The organism is Gilvimarinus sp. DA14, from assembly GCF_024204685.1.
Lineage (GTDB): Bacteria > Pseudomonadota > Gammaproteobacteria > Pseudomonadales > Cellvibrionaceae > Gilvimarinus.
This window is the reverse complement of record NZ_CP100350.1, coordinates 3,554,402-3,579,040: the sequence shown is the minus strand read 5'-3', so window position 1 is coordinate 3,579,040 and position 24,639 is coordinate 3,554,402. Positions and strand designations below refer to the sequence as shown.

The following is a 24,639-nucleotide window of genomic DNA, read 5'->3' as shown; positions in this document are numbered from 1 at the left end:
GCGTTCTTCGTTCTTCGTTCTTCGTTCTTCGTTCTTCGTTCAATAATATTTCTTCAAATCCATCCCACTATAAAGCTGCGCCACTTCATCCCCATACCCGTTAAACATCTGGGTATCGATAATATTGGGGCTAAACAAGCCGCTGGGAAGGCGCCGCTCGGTAGCCTGGGACCAACGCGGATGATCGACCTTGGGATTCACATTGGCGTAAAAGCCGTACTCGTTGGGAGCGCTCACGTTCCAGCTGGTGGCGGGCTCTTTTTCGGTAAATTCGATTTTGACGATGGACTTAATGCTTTTAAAGCCGTACTTCCAAGGTACGACTAAGCGTAATGGCGCACCGTTTTGATTGGGCAGTACCTTGCCGTATAACCCCACGGCCAAAATAGTGAGCGGGTGCATAGCCTCATCCATACGCAGCCCCTCGCGGTAGGGCCAATCAATGGTGCTAAAGCGGCTGGCCTGCTCCGGCATCTGCTTTTTATCCAACAATGTCGTAAAGGCCACATACTTGGCGCGGCTGGTGGGCTTAAACTGCTTGAGCAATTCACCCAGCTCGAAACCGACCCAGGGGATGACCATAGACCAGGCTTCAACACAGCGCAGCCGGTACACGCGCTCTTGCAAGCTGACTTTAGCGAGTAAGTCTTCCAGGTTAATGCGCCCGGTTTTCTCCGCATGACCGGCAATTTCTACCGTCCACGGATACGGCTTAAGGCTGCCACTGTGCTGAGCCGGGTCCGATTTATCGTAGCCAAACTCGTAAAAGTTGTTGTAGCTGGTAACGTGTTCGTAAGGCGTGAGCTTGTCGTTCACCTGTTTTTCGTATGCCTCGGCACCTGCGATCTGGCGCTCTAGCCAGTCAGGCCCCTCGCTCACCGCAGACTCGGTAACAAACCCGGGTTTACTGCGTGCAAAAGGACTCGCTGCAAGAGCGCCCGCCCCCATTGCTAACTGCATAAAGCGCCGTCTCTCGCGGTAAACGGACTCGGGCGTAATGTCACTTTCTTTAATATCGGATGGCGATTTAATTAACATAACATTCACTAATTTTATTCAACTAGACTCTACAGACTGCAAAGCAGCGCAATTGTTACACACTGTTATTGGCTATACGATAGCGGCCGTTGAATCGATGCATTGAGGCCTGCTTACATGTGTATGGAAACCACCATCGCGCAAATTTATCAACAGCACTCCAGGCAGGTGCTGGCAACCTTAATTCGGTTATTGCGGGACTTTGATCTAGCCGAAGAGGCGCTGCACGACGCATTCACCAACGCCCTGCTGCAGTGGCCGACAGAGGGCATCCCCGACAACCCAACCGCCTGGCTGGTTTCTACCGGGCGCTTTAAGGCCATCGACAAACTGCGCAAATACAACCGCGAAGCGCCTTTACCGGCAGACATTATCGAGCTCGAAGCGCAACAAGAGCACCCCGAGCAACTGCACCTGGCGGATGACCGTCTACGGCTGATATTTACCTGCTGCCACCCAAGCCTTAATGCCGAGGCGGCTACCGCCCTAACTTTGCGCGAAATATGCGACCTATCCACCGAAGAAATTGCCAGCGCCTACCTGAGCAAACCCGCCACCATCGCCCAGCGCATTGTGCGCGCCAAGCGCAAAATACAAACAGCGGGCATTCCCTACGAAGTACCGGGTAAACAAGACTTGCCCGAGCGCTTGCCCCGGGTGCTACAGGTGGTTTATCTGATTTTTAATGAGGGCTATCACGCCAGCGGCGGCGATAACCTTCTGTGCAAACAACTGGCAGAGGAAGCCATTCGCCTGGGGCGGCTGATAGCGGACTTACTGCCCGAACCCGAGGTACTTGGCCTTTTAGCGCTGATGCTACTGCAACACAGCCGCCGCGACGCCCGCAGCGATGCGCGCGGAGATATTGTCTTACTCCAGGACCAAGACCGCGAGCTATGGCACCAAAGCGACATTGCCGAGGCTCTCGCTTTAGTACCCCGTGCTCTGGTTGGCCCAACCACTGGCCCCTACGCATTACAGGCGGCCATAGCGGCGCTGCATGCCGAGGCCAGCAGCCCCGAGGCTACCGACTGGCAAGAAATACATGGCCTGTATCACGCGTTGTACGCGCGCACCCCTACCCCGGTGGTAGCCCTGAACTTGGCGGTAGCACAGGCCATGGCCGCAGACGCAGAGCAAGCCCTGCTGGCGATTACCCAGTTGGCCGCGGGCGAACTAAAAAACTACTGCCCTGCACACGCCGCCCGCGCGGAATTACTGCATCGCTTAGGCCGCCCACGCGAGGCGGCGGTCAGTTATCGCCAAGCTCTGGCACTGTCTGGCCAGGCGCCGGAGCAGCGCTATATTCAAAAACGGTTGCGCGAGTGCGAAAAAATTTAAGCCCGCCTGTCGATTCCACGCCACGCAAACCGACTAACCTCTATCAACGGCTGATAACGTGAAAGGAACCAATCATGAAATACCTCTGCCTGGTATACAGCGATGAGCAAGACCTGCACGGTCTGCCCGATAGCCCTGAAGATCGCGAATGCGCCGCCTACGCCCAATCGCTAGCCGATAGCGGGCATTTAGTCGCGGGCGAAGCCCTGCAAAGTGTCAACAGCGCGACCACCGTGCGTGTGCGTGGCGGTGAAGTGCACATCACCGATGGCCCCTTCGCCGAAACCAAAGAGCAGCTAGCGGGCTTTTATATGATTGAGGCCAAAGATTTAAACGAAGCCCTACGCATCGCCCAGGGCATTCCTCCCGCCCGGGTGGGCAGTATAGAAGTGCGCCCCGTGCGCCAACTGCAAGTTGATTAACGGCCTTTAAGCGACAAATAAAATCCTGGCTCGGGTCGAATGACCATTCGCTCAACCGACTATTAACCAGCTAATTAAGATTACTCGTCCAGAACATCTTAATTGTCACTCTGCAAAATCGGTGGAATTTGCGAAATCCCTTGATTTTACAGAGCTCGCGCTCGCCTTCGGCGAGGTCAGCGCATCCTGCGCCGCTGTTAACCCGACAATCATAATTGCCGGATGAATAGTTGAGGCTTTCCACACATTTAAACGGAGATAAGCGCAATGCCCGATAAAATTTTTGTTAACTTCCCGGTCAAAAGCCTGCCCACCAGCATCGAGTTTTTTCGCGGCCTGGGCTTCGATTTCGACCCGCAGTTTACCGACGACAAAGCCACCTGCATGATTGTCGGTGACAATATTTATGTGATGCTACTGACCGACAGCTATTTTAAAACCTTCACCCCTAAACAACTGTGCAATACCCGCGACCAGATAGAAACACTGGTGGCGCTTTCCTGCGCGAGCCGTGAGGAAGTGGATCATTTAATGGAGCGAGGCATTGCGCTGGGTGGGCGAGAGCCGCGCGCTGCCATGGATCACGGCTTTATGTTCCAGCGCACCCTGGAGGATTTAGACGGCCACACCTGGGAGCTGTTTTATATGGACCCTGAACATCTGCAAAAACAATAGGAGCCTGTCATTATGCAAAGCCTAACCCCCTATGTTTTTTATAACGGTGATTGTCGCGCTGCGTTTGAGTTTTATCGCGATATTCTGCAAACCCCCATCGACGCCATAATGACCTATGGCGAGGCACCAGGCGGATCGCCTGTCGCCGATGACTACAAAAATAAAATTATGCACGCCAGTATGAAGATAGGCGCCTCGACGCTTATGGCCTCGGACGCACCTCCCGGTAACTATCAAAAACCCCAAGGGGTATCCATTTGCCTGCAAACCGATACCGCCGCTGAGGCCGAAACACTCTATGGGGCATTAAGTGCAGGCGGCGATATTCAAATGCCGATAGAAAAAACATTCTGGGCCGAACGCTTCGGCGCTTTTACCGACAAGTTTGGCATTAAATGGATGATCAACTGCGACCCGGTTGAATAAGCTCAGTCCCAGTACGGCAAATTTTGCTCTCGCTTGCCGACGTGTAAAAACATTTCCGGTTTGCCGTCCGCACCTCCGTATTGCGCCATAACACCGAACTTACCACTGTCGGGATATTCGGCTAACTCGGGGGTTAAGCGAGTGCTTACGGCCAAGAACCGCAGAGGTTCTGCGCCAGTATTGATTATCTGATGGGCCGTTTCCGGCCCGCCGGCGGGACAAGCTATGATATCCCCCGCTTTAATCGTCTGGAGCGTATCGCCAAGGCGCAGCTGTCCGTCCCCCTCCAATATAAAAAACATCTCCTCATTCACCCGATGGCTGTGAAAGGGGAAGGCGCGCTTGCCCGGAGCCACTACGGTGAGGTTATAACCCAGTTTTTGCGCGCCCAATTGCGGGCCAATATAAGCAATGGTGGCATTGTATTTATCGCAGGCCTCCCCCTCGGGCGCCATGCCCGGCGGCAAAGGCTGGGGTTGCAAGTCCGAAATATTAATGGTGTTTGGCATACGCAGGTTCCTTAGCGTTATCTGGTTTTATTGAATTGTCGTAACCAGTGTTCACTTCGTAGTTACTGGCCGGTTCGTAACTGGCCGCGATGGCACGGGCTTTATCCCGTACCAGAGTAATTAACTCCGGCGGGCTTTCCAGCTGTGCGCCGGGTAAAAAGCCCATTACCCGGCAGGCCGCCATGGACAGGTCTGCGCTTTTAAAGGTAACCGTTACGGCGCCATCGTCGTGTTCCATTAACGAATCCCAGCAACAGGGATGATCTTTGGCTACCAGCGCCTGGGCGGGAGGGAATGACAACACCACATCAAACGACTCGGCCTCCAACGCATAAGGGTTAAAGTGTTCGTCGGGATCAAAATCCGCAGGCCTTGCAAAAGATTCGGCTAAAGCTTTCACCGCTTCGATTCGGTCTACCCGAAACGAGCGCAGCGCACCGCGCAGGTGGCAAAATGCCAGACAGTATTGCTGTCCCCAACTGTACACCAGCGCGTAGGGGTCGATAGTGCGGCGCTCGGTGCTGAGCTGGCCACGCCCACGATAGACAATTTCTATACGGGTTTGCTCGTGCACCGCACCATAAACCACTTGCAGGGTATCTTCGTCTACACTCGGGTTAATGCGGGGCATACCCCGTGTCAGCAGACTCTCACGGGCCCAGTTAATATCGGCCAGCTGCGCTTGGGGCAGTACATTGGCAATTTTCGTCACCGCGCTTTGCGCCGATGGGCGAAACAGCTTGCCCCAGGCGCGAGCCACCATTTCTGCCCCCAGGCACACCGCTACCGCTTCTTCGGCCGAGAACATCAGTGGCGGCATACGGTAACCGCGCACCAGTGAATAACCGCCGTGGGTACCGCGCTCGGCATAAATGGGCACGCCCATTTCTTCCAGCATGCCGATGTAGCGCTGCACCGTGCGCACCGACACCTCAAGCTCTTCGGCTAACTTGGAAGCGGGCAAATTAGGCTGACGCTGCAGCGCCATAATCAGATGAATTAAACGTGTTGCGGTATTCGCCATAGCAAAGTTACCTAAAAGGGGCCTAACGGTTCTTTTCTAACCATAGTCAGTATATACGTCAGAATATGACGTATATCCGGATTAGCGTAGCGCTATTGAAAAATCTGTACCGGTCGATTTTGCTCTGTCCCCATCGACCAGGAACTGACACTTTTGTAAAGGACGCGCACCATGCCTACTGACACCACCAACCAACACGAAACAAACGCTCTGCGTGGCGACATGTTCGCCCTGGCGCAAACACTTGGAGCTAACGAACCCCACAGCAGCGTTGCTATCAACGCTGAATTTGCGCGCATATCAGCCAGCGTGCATCGAGCGCTGGAGAATTCCGCCACAGCCCTGGAACCAGGTATACGCGACTACGACCCTCTACTGGCCAATCGGCTGGAAGACGGTAATCTACGTTTGGCGGCCCTACTGGCGAAACTTGCGCCGCGCTTTGCATGCCTAACAAAGCTGCAGGGTGCGAGCCTTAGTGCCGAGCGCTATAGTCTGTACTTGGACTGGAACCTGCTGCTGGCAGAATTTTTAGTACAGCTGGATTTCCATGTGCGGCTGGATGCACTGTTACCTCGCGAGGAAAAGGTAGCCTTGCCGCCTATGCGCAACAGTGTCTATCCGGGGTTGTTTGCTCGCTGCCGCGAGCGGGTACGTCAATACTGCGCCTGCCAATAGCCGCACATTTGGTAGCCACTGGCGGCACTAACCTGCCATTAATTACCGCAGGCAAAGGGCGCCTCGAAGCGCCTAAGCCTGTTACCACTAAAGCCTAAGCCTGTTACCACTAAAGGAGTCACAGTGGATTCAATTATCGAAATAAAAAGCGTCAGTAAAACCTATAACACTGGCTTTCAGGCGCTGCAGCCGATTGATTTAACCATCAAGCGCGGCGAAATATTTGCCCTGTTGGGCCCCAATGGCGCGGGTAAAACCACGTTAATCAGTATTATCTGCGGCATAGTCAATGCCTCGGGCGGTAGTATCAGCGCCGATGGCCTGGATATTCAGCGCCATTACCGCGAGGCCCGCCAGCGTATCGGCCTGGTGCCACAAGAGTTAGCGGTGAATATTTTTGAGTCTGTCTGGAACACGGTAAAGTTCAGTCGCGGGCTGTTCGGCTGCGCGCCGGACGACGCTTACCTGGAACAGCTGTTAAAGAGCCTCAGCCTGTGGGATAAAAAAGACAGCACCATTATGGCGCTATCCGGCGGCATGAAACGCCGGGTACTGATCGCCAAAGCCCTCGCCTACCAACCGCGAATTTTATTTTTGGACGAACCCACCGCCGGGGTAGACGTGGAGCTGCGCCGCGACATGTGGGCCATGATTCGCCGCCTGCGCGATGAAGGGGTGACCATTATTTTAACCACTCATTATATTGAAGAGGCCGAAGATATGGCCGACCGCATTGGCGTCATCAATAAAGGGCAGTTAATGCTGGTAGAAGAAAAACATCGCTTAATGCGCGATCTGGGCCGTAAGAGTTTAACCGTTCATCTCACACAACCTCTTGCCGCTTTACCCAGCGCTATCGATAGCGAAACCGTAGAACTGGCAGCGGATGGCCTGAGCCTAAGCTACCAATACAATACCGCCGCAACCGATACGGGCGTAGCCCAGCTACTGCAGCAGCTAGCTCAGTCTGGTATCGAGTACTCTGACTTATCGACCAAACAGAGTTCACTGGAAGAAATTTTTGTCTCGCTGGTGGAGGAAAAAGCGTGAACACTTACGGAATTAAAGCTATTTACCTGTTCGAACTGGCGCGCACTTGGCGCACCTTAATGCAATCCATCGCCTCGCCGGTATTATCTACCTCGCTGTATTTTATTGTCTTTGGCTCGGCCATCGGCTCGCAGATCGTTTCCATTGACGGCATCAGTTACGGCGCTTTTATTATTCCGGGGCTGGTGATGCTGACTATTCTGACCGAGAGCACCTCCAACGCGTCCTTTGGCATTTATATGCCGAAATTCAGTGGCACGATTTACGAGATACTCTCAGCGCCTGTTTCCGCCTTTGAAATCGTTGCTGGCTATGTGGGCGCCGCGGCCACCAAGTCCATTATTCTGGGGCTGATTATTCTGTTAACCGCGCGCTTGTTTGTGGATTACTCCATCGATCATCCGTTGCTGATGCTGCTGTTTCTGGTGCTTACATGCGTCACCTTTGCGCTGCTGGGTTTTCTAATCGGTTTGTGGGCCAATAGTTTCGAGCAGCTGCAAATTATTCCGATGATGGTCATTGCACCGCTCACCTTTTTGGGCGGCACCTTTTACTCCATCAGCATGCTGCCGGAGTTTTGGCAGAAGGTCACCCTGTTAAACCCGGTGGTTTACTTGGTCAGCGGCTTTCGCTGGAGCTTTTACGGCAGCGCCGATGTTCACATTGGTGTCAGCCTGGCGATGATTACCCTGTTTATCGCCATCTGCAGCGGCCTGATTGCCTGGGTTTTTCACACCGGGTACAAGTTAAAAAGCTAATCGTTATTTTTAAATAGCAACAGAGACTTCCAAAAGCAGACAAGGCCGAAAGCCACTATTTCTGGGGCTTTTAGCACTCAAAATATGGAGATAACTGGGGATTTTCGCCCGATTATGACTGAGCCGAGCGGAGGCCTATTTTAGGGGGTAAGCAAACAGGACGTTTGCGCAAGTATCGTCAGGCCACGGAAGGCCTGTCGATACGGCCCGCTAAAATTGGCTGGAGTAAGGGAACCCCGCAGGGGCCAGTTATTGGGCGAGGTTTTGACGTGAAGGGAATCACTAATGCCGTGGGCGCATGGATGCGCAGGAACGGCGGAGTTACTTTTTGCCGAAAAAAGTAACTCGCAACGCCCGGCGACACGGGCATATCAATAGTAGAAAATTTATTTTCAGCCTTTCTCCCTTAAAGAATTTGCATACGTATTCATAAAAATGAATACGTATGCAAATTTCTGTCTAGAATTTCCTGGCGTAATCTCTCCCACTCCAATAACCATAAAATACGGAGAGTTTATCCATGCGCTCTATTACGCTTGGCGTTTTTATCAGCGCCGCTCTGCTCAGTGCCTGCGGTGGCAGTGACAGCGACGACCACTCGGTCTCATCCAGCAGTATCGAATCTTCAAGTTCTTCCAGTGTGTCTTCCTCCAGCGTGTCCAGTTCTTCCAGCTCGGTGCCGAGCATGGAGTTGCCGGTCGCGCTCAGCGATACCCAGGCCATCGTGTTTTACTCCCGCGAGGATGGAAACTACGACAACTGGGGTTTGCACTTGTGGAATAACGCCGCCTGCGACGCGCTGGCGGAATCAGCGGTAGAAGGTGTCACTTGGGACACCCCCATGGCCCCCACAGGCATCGATGACATCTACGGCGCTTACTATGTATTGGACTTGGCGCAAGCGGCAACTGAAGGCGGTTGCGTAAACTTTATTGTGCATCAAGGTGACAATAAAGCACTGGGCGAAAGCGACTTAATACTCGATTTAGAGCACGGCAATATTGCCCTTACCACGCACGGTTTAGCCAGCATTGAATACCCGCAAGACGACAGTGGCGAGGCACCTTTGCCCTTTACCTTAACCGAGACCCAAGCCGCTATTTTTTACACCCGCGCCGATGGCGAATACGACGGCTGGGGCTTGCACTTGTGGAACGGCGGCGACTGTAACGCCCTGGCTGACAACAGCGTTAACGGCATCACCTGGGATAACCCCATGCCCGCCACCGGCGTCGATGCCGAGCGCGGCGCGTACTTTATATTGGATTTAAACAACCCCGGCGGTTGCATCAACTTTATTTTGCATAAGGGTGATGAAAAAGCGCTGGGCGACGCCGATTTGGCGATGGATTTAACCCAGGGCAATATCGCCTACACCGAGCACGGCTCCAGCGCCATTGTTTACCAGGGCGAAGAAGGCCCTGCGCAAATTACTCTCTCGGGTTACGCCGCCCATTGGGTAGACGCCGACACCCTGGTCTGGGATGCCCCCGCTAATGCCAGCCGCATTATGTTGCACGCCGACAGCGCGGGCGACATTAACGTAAGCAATAATGAACTCACGGGCGGTGCAGGCGTTGAATTAACCGCGGGCGAACTCAGCTCCGCCAGCGCGGAAAAGTTTCCTCATATTGCCAGCTGGCAAGCGTTTAAAATTCCGGTTAGCGACATCAATACCCAGGATTGGCTGACCGGTGAACTGGTAGCCAGCGCCTACGATAGCGACGGCAATTTACTCAAAGCCACCAGCGTACAAACACCGGGGGCACTGGATGCCTACTTTACTACCAATGCCAAACTGGGCAGCTGGATCGACGGCAGCAATACGCAGTTTGCGGTATGGGCACCCACCGCACGCAACATGACACTGGAAGTTTTTGCCACGCTAAGCGATGAGCCCAGCGCAACCCACACCATGGTCAAAACCGATGAAGGCGTGTGGGAAACGACGGTAGAAGGCGACCTGCACGGTCAGTATTACCGCTACCGGTTTGATGTGTACCACTACTTAACCGATACGGTAGAAAGCCTCACCACCACCGACCCTTACGCCCTAAACCTGTCCAGCAACAGCACTCTGGCGCAGGTGGTGGATTTAGACCGCGCCGACACCCAGCCTAGCGGTTGGAGTAACCACAGTGTGCCGCCACTGGCCGCGCCTGAAGACTCGGTGATTTACGAGGTGCATATTCGCGATTTCTCGGCGCAGGATACCAGTACCCCTGAAGCCCATCGCGGTAAATACCTCGCCTTTAGCGCTACCGACAGCGCGCCGGTTAATCACTTGCGCGATTTACAGCAAGCGGGGCTGAACACCATTCACCTACTGCCCACCTTTGATATTGCCACCGTCAATGAAGATGAAAGTATGCGGGTGGATATTACCGATACCGTGGGCGAGCTGTGCGCGCTGAATGCCAACGCCGCTATCTGCGGTTCCGCCGACAGTAGTGCAAGCATCGAGTCGGTGTTGGCGGGCTTTGACCCCACCGGCGCCGAGGCGCAAGCGCTGATGAATGATCTGCGCGGGCTGGATTCGTTTAACTGGGGCTACGACCCCTACCACTACACCGCGCCCGAAGGCAGCTACGCCACGCAAAGCGAAGGTTTTGCGCGCATTGTAGAGTTTCGCCAGATGGTGCAATCGCTGCACGAGATGGGCCTGCGCGTGGTGATGGATGTGGTCTACAACCACACCAACGCGTCGGGCCTGGGTGAAAAATCCGTGTTGGATAAGTTAGTACCCGGCTACTACCACCGCCGCAACGAACTGTCCGGCGCGGTAGAAATGTCATCGTGCTGCGACAACACCGCCAGCGAACACGAGATGATGGAAAAGCTGATGGTGGACTCGCTGGTGGTCTGGGCCGATGCTTACAAAATTGACGGTTTCCGCTTTGATTTGATGGGCCACCACATGCGCGAAGATATTCTCGCCGCCCGCAATGCCGTACAGGCGGTAGATGCCGACAGCTATTTTTACGGGGAGGGCTGGAACTTTGGCGAAGTGGCCAACAGCCGCCGGGGGGTTAACGCCATCCAAAATAATATGGCAGGCACTGGCGTGGGCAGCTTTAACGACCGCATTCGCGATGCGGTACGAGGCGGCGGCCCCTTCGACAGTGGCGATGACATTCGCCGCAACCAGGGCTATGGCACCGGGCTGTTCCACTACCCCAACGACCTAAATTCGGGCGCCGATAGCGAGCGAAATGCGTTAACGGATTTAACCGACCGTTTACGGGTAAACCTGGCGGGCAGCTTAAAAAGCTACCCTTTGGTGGATCGCAACGGCAACCCAACCACCGGCGGCCAGGTGCCATACTTTGACCTTAAAGCCGGCTACACCGAGGACCCGCAGGAGAGCATCAACTATATCTCCAAGCACGACAACCAAACCCTGTGGGATAACCTGCAATACAAAGCGCCCAGCGCATTAACCGCGGCCGAGCGTGTGCGTATGCAGAACTTCTCGCTCAGCGTGCCTATGCTGGCTCAGGGCATTCCGTTTATCCATATGGGGGTTGACTTGCTGCGCTCTAAATCCATGCAGCGCGACAGCTACGATTCCGGCGACTGGTTTAACCGCGTAGATTTTACCGGCCAAAGCAACAACTGGAATGTGGGCCTACCCCGCGAGGACAAAGACGGCAGCAACTGGCCCTTAATCGGTGAAATTATCGCGGATGAACAGGCAGCGCCCTCGGCGGAGCATATCGACACCGCACGCCAACTGTTTCAAGAGTGGCTCGCCATTCGGGCCAGCTCGCCACTGTTTCGGTTACGCAGCGCCAGCGACGTAGAGCAAGTGCTTAAGTTTCACAACACCGGCACAGATCAGCAAGCCGGGGTGATCGTGATGAGCTTAACGGACGTGCCAATGCTAGACGCTGAACACGATGCCATCGTGGTTATTTTTAACCCGCAAGCGCAAGCCGTTGAGATAGCCAACCCGCTCAGCGGAACCTTTACCTTGCATCCGGTACAGCAACAATCGGCGGATGCTATGACCACACAAGCAAAATTCAGCGAGGGAGATTTTATGGTTCCCGCTCTGACCACCGCGGTTTTTGTGAAAGCCGATGAGCAAATCTAATTGAACACGGCGGCCCAATGGCCGCCATTTCTCCCTGACTCCAGCCATACCCTCCCAAGGCGCTATATTCGCCCATCAGCAGAGACATTCTGGATATAACCCTACCCACTGGGTTTGCGGACAAAGGTCGCGCCTCCTAGCATAAAAATTTACTCGACTTCGTTTATACCCGACAGCTTTACGCTATAGTTGGATGAGTCAAAAAAACAAATTCACCGCCATACAAAAGCGCGCAGGTTTTATGCTCCGTACTTCATCCAACTCCTCTCTGCCTCAGGCGTTTTCTCTCTCTCGCATCGGTTATTTCATTATCTCCTTAGTGGTAGGGGTAACCGCATTCGCCAGTGGTTATTACATCGACCGGCTTAACTATCAGGGCCACCTGCACCAGGTGCGCGGCGAAACCCTGGACGAAGTGGCTATATTGCGCACCCGCCTCGAAGGCAATATCACCGCCAGCCTGCAAACGGTGCAGGGACTGGTAGCCGCCATCCAGGTCAATCCCGACATGGACCAGGCAACCTTTAGCCACTACGCCCAACATTTATTTGGCGGTAACAGCCTGCTGCGCAATATAGGTGCGGCACCAGATTTTGTGCTCTCATTGGTTTACCCCTACGAGAACAACAAAACGGCCCTGGGGCTGAATTATCTAACCCACCCCTCGCAAAAAGCTGCAGTGCAAGAGGCTATTGTGTCTGGTCATATGACCGTCGCAGGCCCGCTGGAATTAGTACAGGGCGGCCAAGGCATCATTGGGCGCATACCGGTTTACACCGATGACCAGCAATTATGGGGGTTAGTCTCGGCCGTGCTCGACGCCCAAGCTTTCTACGCCGCCAGCGGCCTAAATCAGCTAGCAAATTTAAATGTGAGCATCCGTCACAGCGACTCACTTCTACCTTTTTGGGGGGATCAGGCGATCAGCTCACAAGACCCGGTCACCGCCACAGTCGACATTCCCGGCGGCGAGTGGCAGCTGGCCGCTATTCCGGCGCAAGGCTGGCCCCAACGAGCCCCCAACGCGACGCCTTTGCGTCTGGCTATGTGCTTGGTTGCAATTCTTATTCTGGCGCCTTTGCTGTGGGTGATCTATCTGCTGGAATCTCGCCGTGGCGCAGAACAAAGACTGCATACCCTGTTTCACGGCTCTCCTATCGGTATCTGCCTACACGACTTCAACAGCGGCAAATTTCTCGACGCCAATCCAGCCCTGCTGGCCTACGGCAATTATCAATTAGACGAGTTGCGCAAACTAACGGTGAAAAAAGTATTAACCGCTTCGGATCACCACACTTTAATGGATCTTCGCACCCAGCTTGCCCAAGAGGGTCGCTGCGGACCGGTGCAATTGGAATTTGTTAAATGTAACGATGAGCCCCTCCCTGTGCAGCTGAGCAGTGTATTGGTGAAAGATAACTCCGGTGAAAAGCTGGTGTGGTCGATCGTCGAGGATATCAGTACAGCCCAGGCCCAAGCCCGCCGCCTGGCCGAGCAACGACAAAGGCTGGAATTGATCATTGACAGCACAGGGGTCGGCATCTGGGACTGGGACATTCCCACTGGTAGAGTCCGTTTTAACGACCGCTGGGCCGAGATTATTGGCTATAGTCTCGAAGAATTAGCCCCGATTGACATCAACACCTGGCTGGATCACGCCCACCCTGAAGATCTTCCCTATTCAGAGAAAAAGTTGCAGGAACACTGGGACGGACGTAGCGAAAAATATATTTGCGAATGTCGTATGCGGCATAAAAACGGCCAGTGGGTTTGGGTGATTGATACCGGAGAAGTGGTCGAGTGGAATAGTGACGGAACCCCTAGGCGGATGGTGGGTACTCACCTGGATATCACAGAGCACAAGCAAGCGCTGCATAAAATCCAGCTATCGCAGCGCGAGTTAAACCAGTACTTCGATAACGCCAACTCTTTCTTATGTATAACTACTGCAGAAGGGGTGTTCGAGCGCGTTAATAACCACTTCACCCACGCCTTGGGCTATAGCGCAAGAGACTTACTTGCGGTGCCAGTGTTCGAGTTCCTCCACCCCGATGACAGTGCCCCCACCCTCAACGCGCTTAAAAAGCTACAGCAGGGCAGCACGATCAGCTCTGTAAAAGCCCGTTTCAGACACAAGGAAGGTCACTTTGTAACGCTACTTTGGAGTGCAAAAATTGATGACGAAACCGGCAAAATTTATGCATCTGCCGTCGACATTACCGAACAGGAAGCCTCTGCCCGAAAATTAAATCGCCAGAGCCGTTTGCTGAACGCCATGAGCGAACTGGGAAAGATTGGCGCCTGGGAGGTCGACCTTGAAAAAGGCAGAATATACTGGTCACAAATGACTAAAAAAATTCACGAGGTCGCCGAAGATTTTACTCCCGACCTCGCCACAGGCATTAACTTTTATAAGGAAGGCGAGCACCGCCAGAAAATAACCTCTTTGGTAGAACAGGCCATTGAGAATGGCACTCAGTTTCAAGATGAGCTGATCTTAATCACCGCCAACAACACGGAAAAGTGGATTTCTACAGCGGGCAAAGCCGTAATGGAAAATGGCAAGTGTGTGCGTCTGTACGGATCATTCCAGGATATTCACGAGCGCAAGCTGGCAGAATTTGCCCTGCAGGCAGCCAAAACTGAGGCCGAAGTGGCCGCACGATCAAAAAGCGAATTTCTCGCCATGATGAGCCATGAAATACGCACTCCAATGAACGGAGTATTGGGCATGCTAAACCTGCTGAAAAAGGCCCAGCTCCCCGACCGGGATTTACACAAACTGCATATCGCCAAAACTAGTGCCGAATCATTGCTGGCCATCATTAACGATATTTTGGATTTCTCCAAGGTAGAGGCCGGCAAGCTCGAGCTGGACGAGGCGGAATTTGAGCTGCACCAGTTTCTCGATGGGTTTACCCACACCATGGCAATGCGAGCCCAAGATAAAGGACTGGAACTGATTCTCGATAAATCCGAGTTAAACCACGCCAGTGTCAGCGGCGATTGCGGTCGACTGCAACAAATTTTCACCAACCTGGTAGGTAACGCCATTAAATTCACCGAGCAGGGCAGCATTGTTATCCGCTGCCACAGCCACCTCGCAGCAGGCCGGGTTCACTTTTCGGCAGATATTCAAGACACCGGCGTAGGCATTCCCGGCGATAAAATCGAGCAGCTGTTTGATCCTTTCTCGCAACTGGATGCTTCCACCACCCGTCGCTACGGGGGCTCTGGCCTAGGTTTGGCCATATGCCGCAAGCTCACGCAACTTATGCGGGGAAAAATCAGCGCTCAGAGTAGCGCGGGAGAAGGTTCGTGTTTTAGCTTTTCGGTAGAATTAAAGCCCGCACAAGCCTCTCTGTTTAAAGCCCCCGACTTTAGCGATGGCCCACCTAAAATATTGATTCACACCCCAAGCCAACTTCTGAGCGAATCCTTGCATCGGCTACTTACCCGCTGGGGAATTGAGGCTAAATGCACCCATGATCTGGCTCAGCTCACAGAGCTGCAAGAGCCAAGCTTCGACCTCGTTTTTATCGATAGTCGTTCGGGATCACATGAGCTGGCGCAGGCGCGAAAGTGGCGAGAGGAGAAAAACACGCATTATTTAATTTCCATAATTGGCCTTAGTGAAAGCTTTACCCAAGGCAGCTACGACCAATACCTCTACCACCCGCCGGGCACGCTGGCGCTGCTGAAACTGCTCAATCAGGTCAAGCCACATAACGGTTACATCCATGCCGAAAGTATAAACACTCTCAGTAAAAGCAATGAAAGCCTATTAACATGGCCAAAAAATACCCGCCTGCTACTGGTTGAGGACAACCCCGTTAACCAAGAAGTCGCCCAGCTAATACTCCACGAGCTAGGATTGAGCGCCGATATTGCAGGCAACGGTAAAGAGGCATTAATCGCCTTGAAAAATAGCCCGAGCCACAACCCCTACACCCTAGTCTTTATGGATTGTCAGATGCCAGAGATGGACGGATTTGAAGCTACAGGGCGTATACGCAACAAAGAAGCAGGGGAAAGCAACAGTAAAATTCCCATCATCGCTTTAACCGCTAACGCCATGCAGGGCGATAAAGAGAAATGCCTCCAAGCGGGCATGGATGACTATCTCAGCAAGCCCATAGACGCCGCTTCTATGTTAAGCACTCTGCAGTATTGGTTGCTGGCGGAAGATGAAAAGCAACCGCAAGCCACCGACCGAGAACCGAATGAGGACTTAATCTGGGATCGCGAGCAAGCGCTCAAAAGCCTATTTAATAAACAAGATTTTCTAGACAAACTGTTAGTGCAATTTACCAAAACCGGTCGCGAAAAGAGTCAAATTTTAGCAACTGCTCTGAACAATAAAGACGCGCAATTGATCACGCTACAAGCCCACAGCCTGAAAGGCAGCGCCGGACAGTTAAAAGCATTTAAACTCCACAAACACGCTGAACAAGTCGAGCACGCAGCTCAAAGGCAACAGTGGACTCTGTTAGAATCTGCCATACCGGAGCTACAGGCCACGCTGGAAGAAACAATTACAGCATTTCAGCAGAGTAAAAAAACGGCGACCTAAGTCGCCGTTGGATTAATTTTTATGGCTGCTGACGCTTACCGGGAGACAGCAACTGCCCCAGCTTAACCACTACCACGTAGAACAGTGGCACGAAGAATATCGCCAGGAAGGTCGCGGAGATAATGCCCCCCAGTACCGCCGTACCAATGGCGTTTTGCGCACCGGAACCAGCCCCCGTACTAATGGCCAGAGGCGTTACCCCTAAACCAAACGCCAGCGAGGTCATAATAATGGGGCGCAAACGCATCCGTACCGCCTCCATGGTGGCCTTAATCAGATCCATGCCGTCTTCGTACAGGTCTTTGGCAAACTCCACAATCAAGATCGCGTTTTTCGCCGACAGACCCACGGTGGTCAATAGCCCCACCTGGAAGTACACATCGTTGGACAAGCCGCGCCCCATGGCGAACAGCAGCGCACCGAGGACGCCGAGCGGCACTACCAGCATGACCGAAAAGGGCACTGACCAGCTTTCATACAAAGCCGCCAAACACAGGAACACCACCAGAATCGATAAAGCGTAAAGCAGTGGCGCCTGGTCGCCGGATTCTTTCTCTTGCAGAGACATACCGGTCCACTCAAAGCCAAAACCGGGTGGCAGCTGCGCGGCCAGATTTTCCATAATTTGCATGGCACGACCCGAACTTACTCCGGGAGCCCCCTGCCCTTGAATATTCACCGATGACACACCGTTATAACGCTCCAAGCGCGGTGAACCGTACACCCAGCGGCCACTGGAAAATGCCGAGAAAGGCACCATCTCGCCAGCGTCATTGCGGACATACCAGTCGCCAACATCGTCCGGCATCATTCGGTAAGGCGCATCGCCCTGCACGTACACACGTTTAATCCGGCCGTTGTCAATAAAGTCATTCACATACGATGCTGCCCAGGCAGTAGAAAACACGCTGTTAATCTGGCTGATCGATACGCCCAAAGCCGAGGCTTTTTCAAAGTCGATATCCAATTTAAATTGCGGTGTGTCTTCCTGACCATTGGGGCGAACGCCAACCAGTTCAGACTCTTGCCCTGCCATTCCCAACAGCTGGTTACGCGCGTTCATTAAGGCCTCATGGCCCTGCCCGCCCAAATCTTTCAGCTGCATGTTAAAGCCCGAGGCGGTACCCAGCTGAATAATGGGGGGTGGTGCAAACGGGAAGATCATGGCTTCTTTAATGGTAGAGAAGTAACCCATACCACGCCCGGCCAACGAGTGCACATCTTGCCCCTGCTCCGTGCGCTCATCCCAATCGCGCAACTTCACGAAGGCGATACCATTATTCTGCCCACGACCGCTAAAGCTAAAACCAATGACCGAGAACACCGACTCCACCACTTGCTCTTCTTGCTGCAAGTAATAGTTTTCGATGCGGTTCATCACATCAATCGAGCGTTCTTTAGTGGCGTTAACCGGCAGCGTCATTTGGGTAAACAAAATGCCTTGGTCTTCATCCGGCAGGAAAGAACCAGGTAGCCGACCGAATAAGAGCGCCAGCACCACCACGATCCCCAGATACACCACCATAAAACGGCTTTTGCGCGCCAAAATTCCCTTAACACTGTTCTGATAACCGTTAGATGAGCGATCAAAAAAGCGATTAAACCAGCCAAAAAAGCCTTTTTTGTCGTAGTGTCCATCGCTGGTGGGTTTGAGCATTACGGCACAGAGCGCAGGCGTTAGCGTCAATGCCACCACCACCGACAACACCATGGCCGAGACAATGGTGATCGAGAACTGACGGTAGATAACCCCGGTGGAGCCACCGAAAAATGCCATAGGCACAAACACCGCCGACAACACCAGAGCGATACCAATCAATGCGCCGGTAATCTGATCCATGGATTTTCGCGTGGCCTCGCGCGGCGGCAACTTATCCTCGTGCATCACCCGCTCGACGTTCTCGACCACCACAATGGCATCGTCCACCAGCAAGCCGATGGCGAGCACCATGGCGAACATGGTCAGGGTGTTAATGCTAAAGCCAAAGGCTTCCAGAATCGCGAAGGTACCCAAGAGCACTACCGGAATGGCAATGGTGGGAATTAAAGTGGCGCGAAAGTTCTGTAAGAACAAGTACATCACCAAGAACACGAGCACCACCGCTTCAATCAGGGTATGCACAACACCTTCAATCGAGAGCTTTACAAAGGGCGTGGTATCAAACGGGTAAACGACTTCAACCGACTCGGGGAAAAATGGCTTTAATTCGTCAATACGCTGGCGCACGCTATCGGCGGTTTCCAATGCGTTCGCGCCCGAGGCAAGCGTAATTGCCAAACCGGTTGCTTGCTGGCCGTTATATTCGGTTTCAAACTGATAGTTTTCACCACCAAGTTCAACCCGTGCCACATCACCCATGCGCACTTGCGAACCGTCTTCGTTGACGCGCAGCAAAATATTGCGGAACTGCTCCGGCGTTTCCAGGCGCGATTGCACCACAATACTGGCGTTCACATCCTGACCGGGCATCGCCGGTGCACCGCCCAGCTCACCGGCGGCAATTTGCACGTTCTGCGAGCGAATCGCCGCAACAACGTCTTCACTGGTCAGTTTGTAAGTAGCCAGCTTATCGGCGTTGAGCCAGATTCGCATGGCGTACTGCGAACCAAAAATCGTAATATCGCCCACACCGCCGACGCGGCTGAGAGGTTCTCGCACGTTGGCCGCGACATAGTCAGCAATGTCGTACTTATCCAGACTGTTGTCGTTGGAAACAAACCCCAGAACCAATAAAAACCCTGCAGACGATTTATTAACCCGAATGCCCTGCTGCTGTACCTCTTGAGGCAAGAGCGTCATGGCACCCTGCAGTTTATTTTGCACCTGCACCTGAGCGATATCCGGATCGGTGCCAGCTTCAAAGGTCACCGTAATTTGCCCGACACCAGAAGAGTCACTGGTCGAGGACATATACTGAACGTTATCAATACCCGTTAAGTTCTGCTCGATGATCTGCACCACCGAGTCTTCCACCACCTTGGCTGAGGCGCCCGGGTAGCTGGTGCGAATTTCCACCGATGGCGGCGCCACCTCGGGGTACTGTGAAATAGGCAGAGTGTTGATCGCCAACGCCCCCGCCAACATGATGATGATTGAGATCACCCAGGCAAAAACCGGGCGATCGATAAAAAACTTCGCCATAACTTACTCTCCCTGAGCGCTGCCTTCTTCGACGGTGGTTACCTGTGCGCCAGGGCGGACTTTTTGCAGCCCGGCAACAATCACCCGATCACCCGCGCTGACCCCACTTTCAACCAACCAATCACTGCCAACGGCGCGATTGGCCACCACTGGGCGAGGCTCAACGGTATTTTCAGCGGTTACTAACATTACGCTGGCGTTACCCTCGCGATCGCGCTGCACTGCCCGCTGAGGTACCAGCACAGCATTGCTGCGCACGCCTTCAGCCAGCTCGGCACGTACAAACATGCCCGGCATTAACATGCTGTCGGGGTTTTCAAAAAGTGCCCTCACTACCACAGTGCCTGTGCTTTCATTCACGCTTACATCGGAAAACTGCAGCTCACCTTCGTGCGGATATTCGCTGCCGTCGTCCAAAATCAATTTCACCTTGGGGGTTTCAGAGCGCGAGATTTTTCCGCTTTGCACATCGCGACGCATCTGCAGAATACGACTTGCCGATTGCGACACATCCACATAAATCGGATCCAATTGATTAATAGTGGTCAGCACCGCTGCCTGCTGCGCCGACACCAGTGCACCTTCGGTAACGCTGGAAATACCGATGCGACCGCTAATGGGCGCGTTTACCTCGGTATAACGCAAATCGATCTCGGCCGTACGCAAAGCCGCTTCAGCCACTGCAACATCGGCTTTTGCTTGATCGTACGCCCCCAAAGCATCGTCATAATCCTGCTGACTCACAGCTTTTTCAGACAGCAAATTCTTATAACGCTTCTCGCGGGCCTCGGTGGTAGACACATTCGCACGGGCGCGGGCAAGTTGCGCCTTAGCGTTGGCCACCGCAGCCTCGTAGCGCGCGGCATCTATTTGATAGAGCTGCTGACCTTGCTCTACATAAGCCCCCTCGGTAAACAGACGTTTTTCGATAATGCCAGTCACCTGCGGGCGCACTTCGGCTTTGCGAAACGCTACCGCCCGGCCCGGCAGCTCGACGTTTAAGTCGACTTCCTGCTCTTTTAAGGTGACAACCGATACTTCTGGCGCAGGCATCTGTCCGGCACCGCCTCCGGCCGGAGCGTCAGAGGATTTTCCACAGGCACTCAAAAGCACCATAGATAAGGCCAAGGCAACAATCGACCGGCTGTGCGCCGCACCTTTCCCGACTGAACGTAACAACATTTGCAGCTCCTTTGTGACAGGCCAACGCCTGCAATAACAATAATAATCTGACGCCCGATGAACAATCGTTCATTATCAGGCAAATTAAAGCGAGCTGGTAAGCCCGTTTAACAAAACTTTAGTGATGGATACTGATGGCGTCCCAACCGGCGGCGATCACAGCCGCCAGCTCCTTGTCCCCGAGTTTCGTCATACCCAAGTGATGCTCGCGCGCCAAGGCGCACAGCGGGTCAATACACAGAGCGGACAGAAGCTCATCCGGCAGCGGCTTAATCACACCGCTGGCGCGCCCGGCCTCGTATAAGTCAGCCATGGGCTGAAACACCGCCAACACAGTTTCTCTCTGCTCGTTCAGCGTATCTGGATCTTTACCCCGATGACCAAACAACAAATCTGGCGGCATAGTGTCGAACTGAGCCTTACTCAGCATGATCTCGGGGCAGTCCTTGTGGAAGGACCAGAGGTTCTCCATCATCCGCCGGTATTGGTCGTAAAGAGGTATGCTCGGGTCGTAGTTGAAAAAAATCCGCCGCGCCACTTCGCGAATGATGTCCTCATGCAGCTGGCGAATCAGATCGTCCTTGTCTTCGAAGTACAAATAAATCGTTCCCGCCGCCACGCCAGCTTTTTCAGCCAGCTGCTTCATGGAAAAGCCGTGCAGGCCTCGCGATGCCAGCAGACATAAGGTTGCATGTAAGATGGAACGGCGCTTGTCTTCAGCCATGAATAGCCCAACGAGAAAATGAACAATCATTCATTTTACGCCGAAAACTACGGCGGGTAAAGAGAGAGCGGGACGGAGAGCGGGGAGAATGCAGTAAAGAAAAGCAATAAAGCAGCCCCGTAGGGCTGCCGAAGAACTTAAAGAGCTTCGTACTTGAACTTTTGGCCACTTAAAGCCGCTTCGTACATTAAGCCACCCTTGGCGTGAGTGAACACAGCCATACCGTCGTTGTAACGGGCCTTTTGCATACCTGCCTTATCAGAGGTGCCAGAAGCGCCGATGCCCGAGCCGGTAGTACCTACTTTGGCGTTGGCACTGGCGGTAATGGCGACCGCACTAGCCTGGGCGCCAAACTCAAAATTGCCCGAGGTGAACTTGTCGAAATCTTCTTTGGTTTCAAAAAAGATGACCTCACTAAACGCCTGACCACCCAGCTGAAAACCAATACTCAACTGTGTCATGCTGGTGTTGCCCACATGGGCACCCTGAGCATACACCCGACCTTTACCATGGGCACCGCCCACACCAATACCACCTTTACCAATAGTGGGAAACAAGGCGTAACCATAAGCACTGCCGAAAAACGAACTGACCTGGGGGGAATCTTTGAAAGTGTTTAGCGTTGCCTGATACTTTTCATCGTCGTCGGCCTGGGCCAGGGAGAATGAAAAGAGCAGCGCTACCGACGCGAAAAGGGTAATAAGCTTGTTCATAAAGCCTCCAAATTGCTTAGATTAAGTCTGAACTGTCGGAAGCAAGTAAATCGCGCCCGACAAGGCACCAAGCCTCTACTGAATAATGCCGTACAATAGACTAATACATTCGAAGCCAAATCACACTATGGTAAAACTGGTTGTAGAGAAACAAATACTCGAGCCGGAGCCCGGCGCCTCACTGCTGGACACCCTGCTGCAAAATGGCTATCAAGTCCCCTACAGCTGTCGCGCCGGGGTATGCCAATCGTGCTTGGTGCAAGCACAACAGGGCCCAATTCCAGCCCAGGCGCAGCTGGGGCTAAGCGATACCCAAAAAGCCAAGCAACTGCTAATGAGCTGTCGCTGCGATCTGCAAAGCGATATGCAAATACAGCTTTACGACCCGCGCAATGAACAAGTTCAAGCCGAGGTAACCGCCTTGACGCCGCTAAGCGAGCGCGTGCTTGAGCTGCAACTGCAATGCGATCTTAAGTTTCGCGCCGGGCAACATATAACCCTGTGGCGCGACCAGCAGATTGCGCGCTGCTACTCCATTGCCAGCCTTCCGGCAGATGGCCGCATTGCATTGCATATTGGCCTGCAGCCGAACGGACGCTTTAGCCAGTGGGCTCGCCAACACCTGCAAAAGGGATCCATCTTGCCGCTTACCGGCCCCGCCGGCGATTGCTATTACCGCGACGATGATCCGGACCGAGCGCTGCTGTTCGCCGGCACAGGCACGGGCATTGCTCCGCTTTACGCTATAGCTCGAGACGCCCTGAGCCAGGGCCATAGGGGCGATATCACCATACTCTACTGCGGCGTGAGCACCACGGCACTGTACTGGCGGCAAGCTTTGCAAGACCTAGCCCAGGCCAACCCCCAAATTTCGCTGCAGTGTCTTGTGCAACGCGAGGCAAGAATCCCTGAGACACAGCTTGCCGATGCTTACGATTACGTAAAACAAACATTCAAAGATTTGCACCGCCATCGAATTTATCTGTGCGGCGCGCCGAGCTTTGTGCAGAAGATGCGCAAGCAATGTTTTTTAAAAGGGGCCAAACCTCGAGAGGTTTATTTCGACGCGTTCGAAGCCGCGCAGTAATGAACAGCGCGCCCTGTGGGCCGCACGAGCCCTCGTTTAACTCGCCATCAGGCCGCAAACACGGTAAACTGCGCTCTTGCAAAATCCGTTATATTTTGTCGGGCTTTACTCCCGATGGTGCACCCATAATAAGCACCCCCACTGCCCACAAGGACTGAATAAAAACACTCATGAAACCCACCATTAAAGATGTTGCCAAGCTGGCCGGCGTTTCCTTCAAAACAGTTTCGCGCGTCATCAATAATGAAGGCACCGTGGGGCAAGAACTGCAGGATCGCGTCTGGAAAGCGGTAAAGCAGCTAAATTACCGACCCAACTTGTCGGCCCGCGGTTTGCGCGGCGCAGCCTCATCCATCGGTTTTATCTACGACAACCCCAACAGCAACTACGTTATCGACATGCAAAAAGGTATTCTCGATGAATGCCGCAAGCAGGGTTACGAGTTGGTGATTCACCCCTGCGATGCAGCCAACCGATCTATCGTGCAAGAAGTACAGGAGATGATCGATCGCAGTCGCGTGGGCGGACTGGTGCTGACACCGCCAATTTCCGAAAACCCTGAGGTGCTCGCCGCCATTGGCGAGCGCAACATAAAGTTTGTGCGCGTACTGTCCGGCGCAAAGGCGCCAGACGATCTGTCGCCGTGCATTTATATCGATGACCGCAACGCCGCCTACGCCATTACCGACCACCTGATCAAACTCGGGCATCGCGACATTGCTTTTTTGGGCGGGGATGAAGAACACCAATCGAGCGGTGAACGCCTGGCAGGCTACAAGGCGGCGCTTGAAGATAACGGCATTAAGTATCTCGCCAAACGCTTTTTACCCGGCAGCTACTCGTTTGAGTCCGGGGTTGAGCGCACCCGTAAACTGCTTACCTCGAAAGGTGAAAACCCCACCGCCATTTTTGCCTGTAACGATGAAATTGCGGCGGGCACACTGTTTGCCGCGCGCATTGAAGGCATCGACGTACCGCGCAGCCTGTCTATTGCAGGTTTCGAGGATAGCCCCTTCTCGCGCCAGGCCTGGCCCAACCTGACCACCGCCGCTCAGCCCACCAGTACCATCGCGCAAAAAGCGGCATCGCTGTTAATTAAATCACTGCGAGAAAGTAAAAAGGTGGAAAGCGAAGGCTTTTACCCCGAACTTATCGTGCGTGAATCCAGCTGTCCGCCACCGAAATAGAAAGCGCGGGTTAC

At 53.6% G+C, this 24,639-nt stretch carries 18 protein-coding genes; 11 read left to right on the top strand and 7 right to left on the bottom strand.

Features of this window, described 5'->3' with window-relative positions; all coding sequences use genetic code 11:
- Positions 1 to 39: 39 nt before the first annotated feature.
- Positions 40 to 1,038, bottom strand: a complete 999-nt coding sequence (gene msrP, locus NHM04_RS15685; protein WP_254264697.1) for a protein-methionine-sulfoxide reductase catalytic subunit MsrP — start codon at positions 1,036 to 1,038, stop codon at positions 40 to 42.
- Between the two features lie 123 nt (positions 1,039 to 1,161).
- Between msrP and NHM04_RS15680 the strand changes: the two genes are divergently transcribed.
- The 4 genes from NHM04_RS15680 (at position 1,162) to NHM04_RS15665 (ending at position 3,902) form a co-directional block, all read left to right on the top strand.
- The gene (locus tag NHM04_RS15680; protein ID WP_254264696.1) at positions 1,162 to 2,379 is read left to right on the top strand and encodes an RNA polymerase sigma factor; all 1,218 of its coding nucleotides are present in this window, start codon (positions 1,162 to 1,164) and stop codon (positions 2,377 to 2,379) included.
- A 74-nt stretch (positions 2,380 to 2,453) separates the two neighbouring features.
- Entirely contained in the window at positions 2,454 to 2,801 is a 348-nt protein-coding gene (locus tag NHM04_RS15675) for a YciI family protein (RefSeq protein WP_254264695.1), read from the top strand.
- A gap of 267 nt (positions 2,802 to 3,068) precedes the next feature.
- Positions 3,069 to 3,476 carry a VOC family protein gene (locus NHM04_RS15670; RefSeq protein WP_254264694.1) on the top strand — a complete coding sequence of 136 codons (408 nt, stop codon included), beginning with the start codon at positions 3,069 to 3,071 and terminating at the stop codon, positions 3,474 to 3,476.
- Between the two features lie 12 nt (positions 3,477 to 3,488).
- Positions 3,489 to 3,902 carry a VOC family protein gene (locus NHM04_RS15665; protein ID WP_254264693.1) on the top strand — a complete coding sequence of 138 codons (414 nt, stop codon included), beginning with the start codon at positions 3,489 to 3,491 and terminating at the stop codon, positions 3,900 to 3,902.
- A gap of 2 nt (positions 3,903 to 3,904) precedes the next feature.
- Here NHM04_RS15665 and NHM04_RS15660 read toward each other — a convergent pair whose 3' ends face one another.
- Both NHM04_RS15660 and NHM04_RS15655 read right to left on the bottom strand, forming a co-directional pair.
- The gene (locus tag NHM04_RS15660) at positions 3,905 to 4,411 is read right to left on the bottom strand and encodes a cupin domain-containing protein (RefSeq protein WP_254264692.1); all 507 of its coding nucleotides are present in this window, start codon (positions 4,409 to 4,411) and stop codon (positions 3,905 to 3,907) included.
- Positions 4,395 to 5,435: a YafY family protein gene (locus NHM04_RS15655; protein WP_254264691.1), complete on the bottom strand. Its 1,041-nt coding sequence runs from the start codon at positions 5,433 to 5,435 to the stop codon at positions 4,395 to 4,397. Before NHM04_RS15655 ends, NHM04_RS15660 begins: the two co-directional genes overlap by 17 nt.
- A 171-nt stretch (positions 5,436 to 5,606) precedes the next feature.
- On the opposite strand from NHM04_RS15655, the gene NHM04_RS15650 reads away from it, so the two are divergent.
- The 5 genes from NHM04_RS15650 (at position 5,607) to NHM04_RS15630 (ending at position 16,590) form a co-directional block, all read left to right on the top strand.
- Positions 5,607 to 6,113 carry a hypothetical protein gene (locus NHM04_RS15650; RefSeq protein WP_254264690.1) on the top strand — a complete coding sequence of 169 codons (507 nt, stop codon included), beginning with the start codon at positions 5,607 to 5,609 and terminating at the stop codon, positions 6,111 to 6,113.
- Positions 6,114 to 6,236: 123 nt separating this feature from the next.
- Complete coding sequence (locus NHM04_RS15645; protein WP_254264689.1) at positions 6,237 to 7,163, top strand: ABC transporter ATP-binding protein; 927 nt, start codon at positions 6,237 to 6,239, stop codon at positions 7,161 to 7,163.
- Positions 7,160 to 7,921 carry an ABC transporter permease gene (locus NHM04_RS15640; protein ID WP_254264688.1) on the top strand — a complete coding sequence of 254 codons (762 nt, stop codon included), beginning with the start codon at positions 7,160 to 7,162 and terminating at the stop codon, positions 7,919 to 7,921. Before NHM04_RS15645 ends, NHM04_RS15640 begins: the two co-directional genes overlap by 4 nt.
- A gap of 520 nt (positions 7,922 to 8,441) precedes the next feature.
- On the top strand, positions 8,442 to 12,017 hold the full coding sequence (gene pulA / locus NHM04_RS15635; protein ID WP_254264687.1) for a pullulanase-type alpha-1,6-glucosidase: 3,576 nt from the start codon (positions 8,442 to 8,444) through the stop codon (positions 12,015 to 12,017).
- A gap of 241 nt (positions 12,018 to 12,258) precedes the next feature.
- The gene (locus NHM04_RS15630; RefSeq protein ID WP_254264686.1) at positions 12,259 to 16,590 is read left to right on the top strand and encodes a PAS domain S-box protein; all 4,332 of its coding nucleotides are present in this window, start codon (positions 12,259 to 12,261) and stop codon (positions 16,588 to 16,590) included.
- Positions 16,591 to 16,609: 19 nt separating this feature from the next.
- Here the strand turns inward: NHM04_RS15630 and NHM04_RS15625 are convergent, their stop codons facing one another.
- The 4 genes from NHM04_RS15625 to NHM04_RS15610 all read right to left on the bottom strand — a co-directional run bounded on the left by NHM04_RS15625 (position 16,610) and on the right by NHM04_RS15610 (position 22,351).
- The gene (locus NHM04_RS15625; protein ID WP_254264685.1) at positions 16,610 to 19,732 is read right to left on the bottom strand and encodes an efflux RND transporter permease subunit; all 3,123 of its coding nucleotides are present in this window, start codon (positions 19,730 to 19,732) and stop codon (positions 16,610 to 16,612) included.
- A gap of 3 nt (positions 19,733 to 19,735) precedes the next feature.
- Complete coding sequence (locus NHM04_RS15620) at positions 19,736 to 20,914, bottom strand: efflux RND transporter periplasmic adaptor subunit (protein ID WP_254264684.1); 1,179 nt, start codon at positions 20,912 to 20,914, stop codon at positions 19,736 to 19,738.
- Between the two features lie 118 nt (positions 20,915 to 21,032).
- Positions 21,033 to 21,638, bottom strand: a complete 606-nt coding sequence (locus NHM04_RS15615) for a TetR/AcrR family transcriptional regulator (protein WP_254264683.1) — start codon at positions 21,636 to 21,638, stop codon at positions 21,033 to 21,035.
- 137 nt (positions 21,639 to 21,775) lie between these two features.
- Positions 21,776 to 22,351 (bottom strand): YSC84-related protein, encoded by a 576-nt coding sequence (locus tag NHM04_RS15610; RefSeq protein ID WP_254264682.1) that lies wholly within the window; start codon positions 22,349 to 22,351, stop codon positions 21,776 to 21,778.
- Between the two features lie 127 nt (positions 22,352 to 22,478).
- Here NHM04_RS15610 and NHM04_RS15605 point away from each other — a divergent pair, with 127 nt between their 5' ends.
- Both NHM04_RS15605 and NHM04_RS15600 read left to right on the top strand, forming a co-directional pair.
- Complete coding sequence (locus tag NHM04_RS15605; RefSeq protein WP_254264681.1) at positions 22,479 to 23,438, top strand: 2Fe-2S iron-sulfur cluster binding domain-containing protein; 960 nt, start codon at positions 22,479 to 22,481, stop codon at positions 23,436 to 23,438.
- A gap of 170 nt (positions 23,439 to 23,608) precedes the next feature.
- A complete protein-coding gene (locus NHM04_RS15600; protein WP_254264680.1) occupies positions 23,609 to 24,625 on the top strand; it encodes a LacI family DNA-binding transcriptional regulator in 1,017 nt (338 codons plus the stop codon).
- Positions 24,626 to 24,639 lie beyond the last annotated feature (14 nt).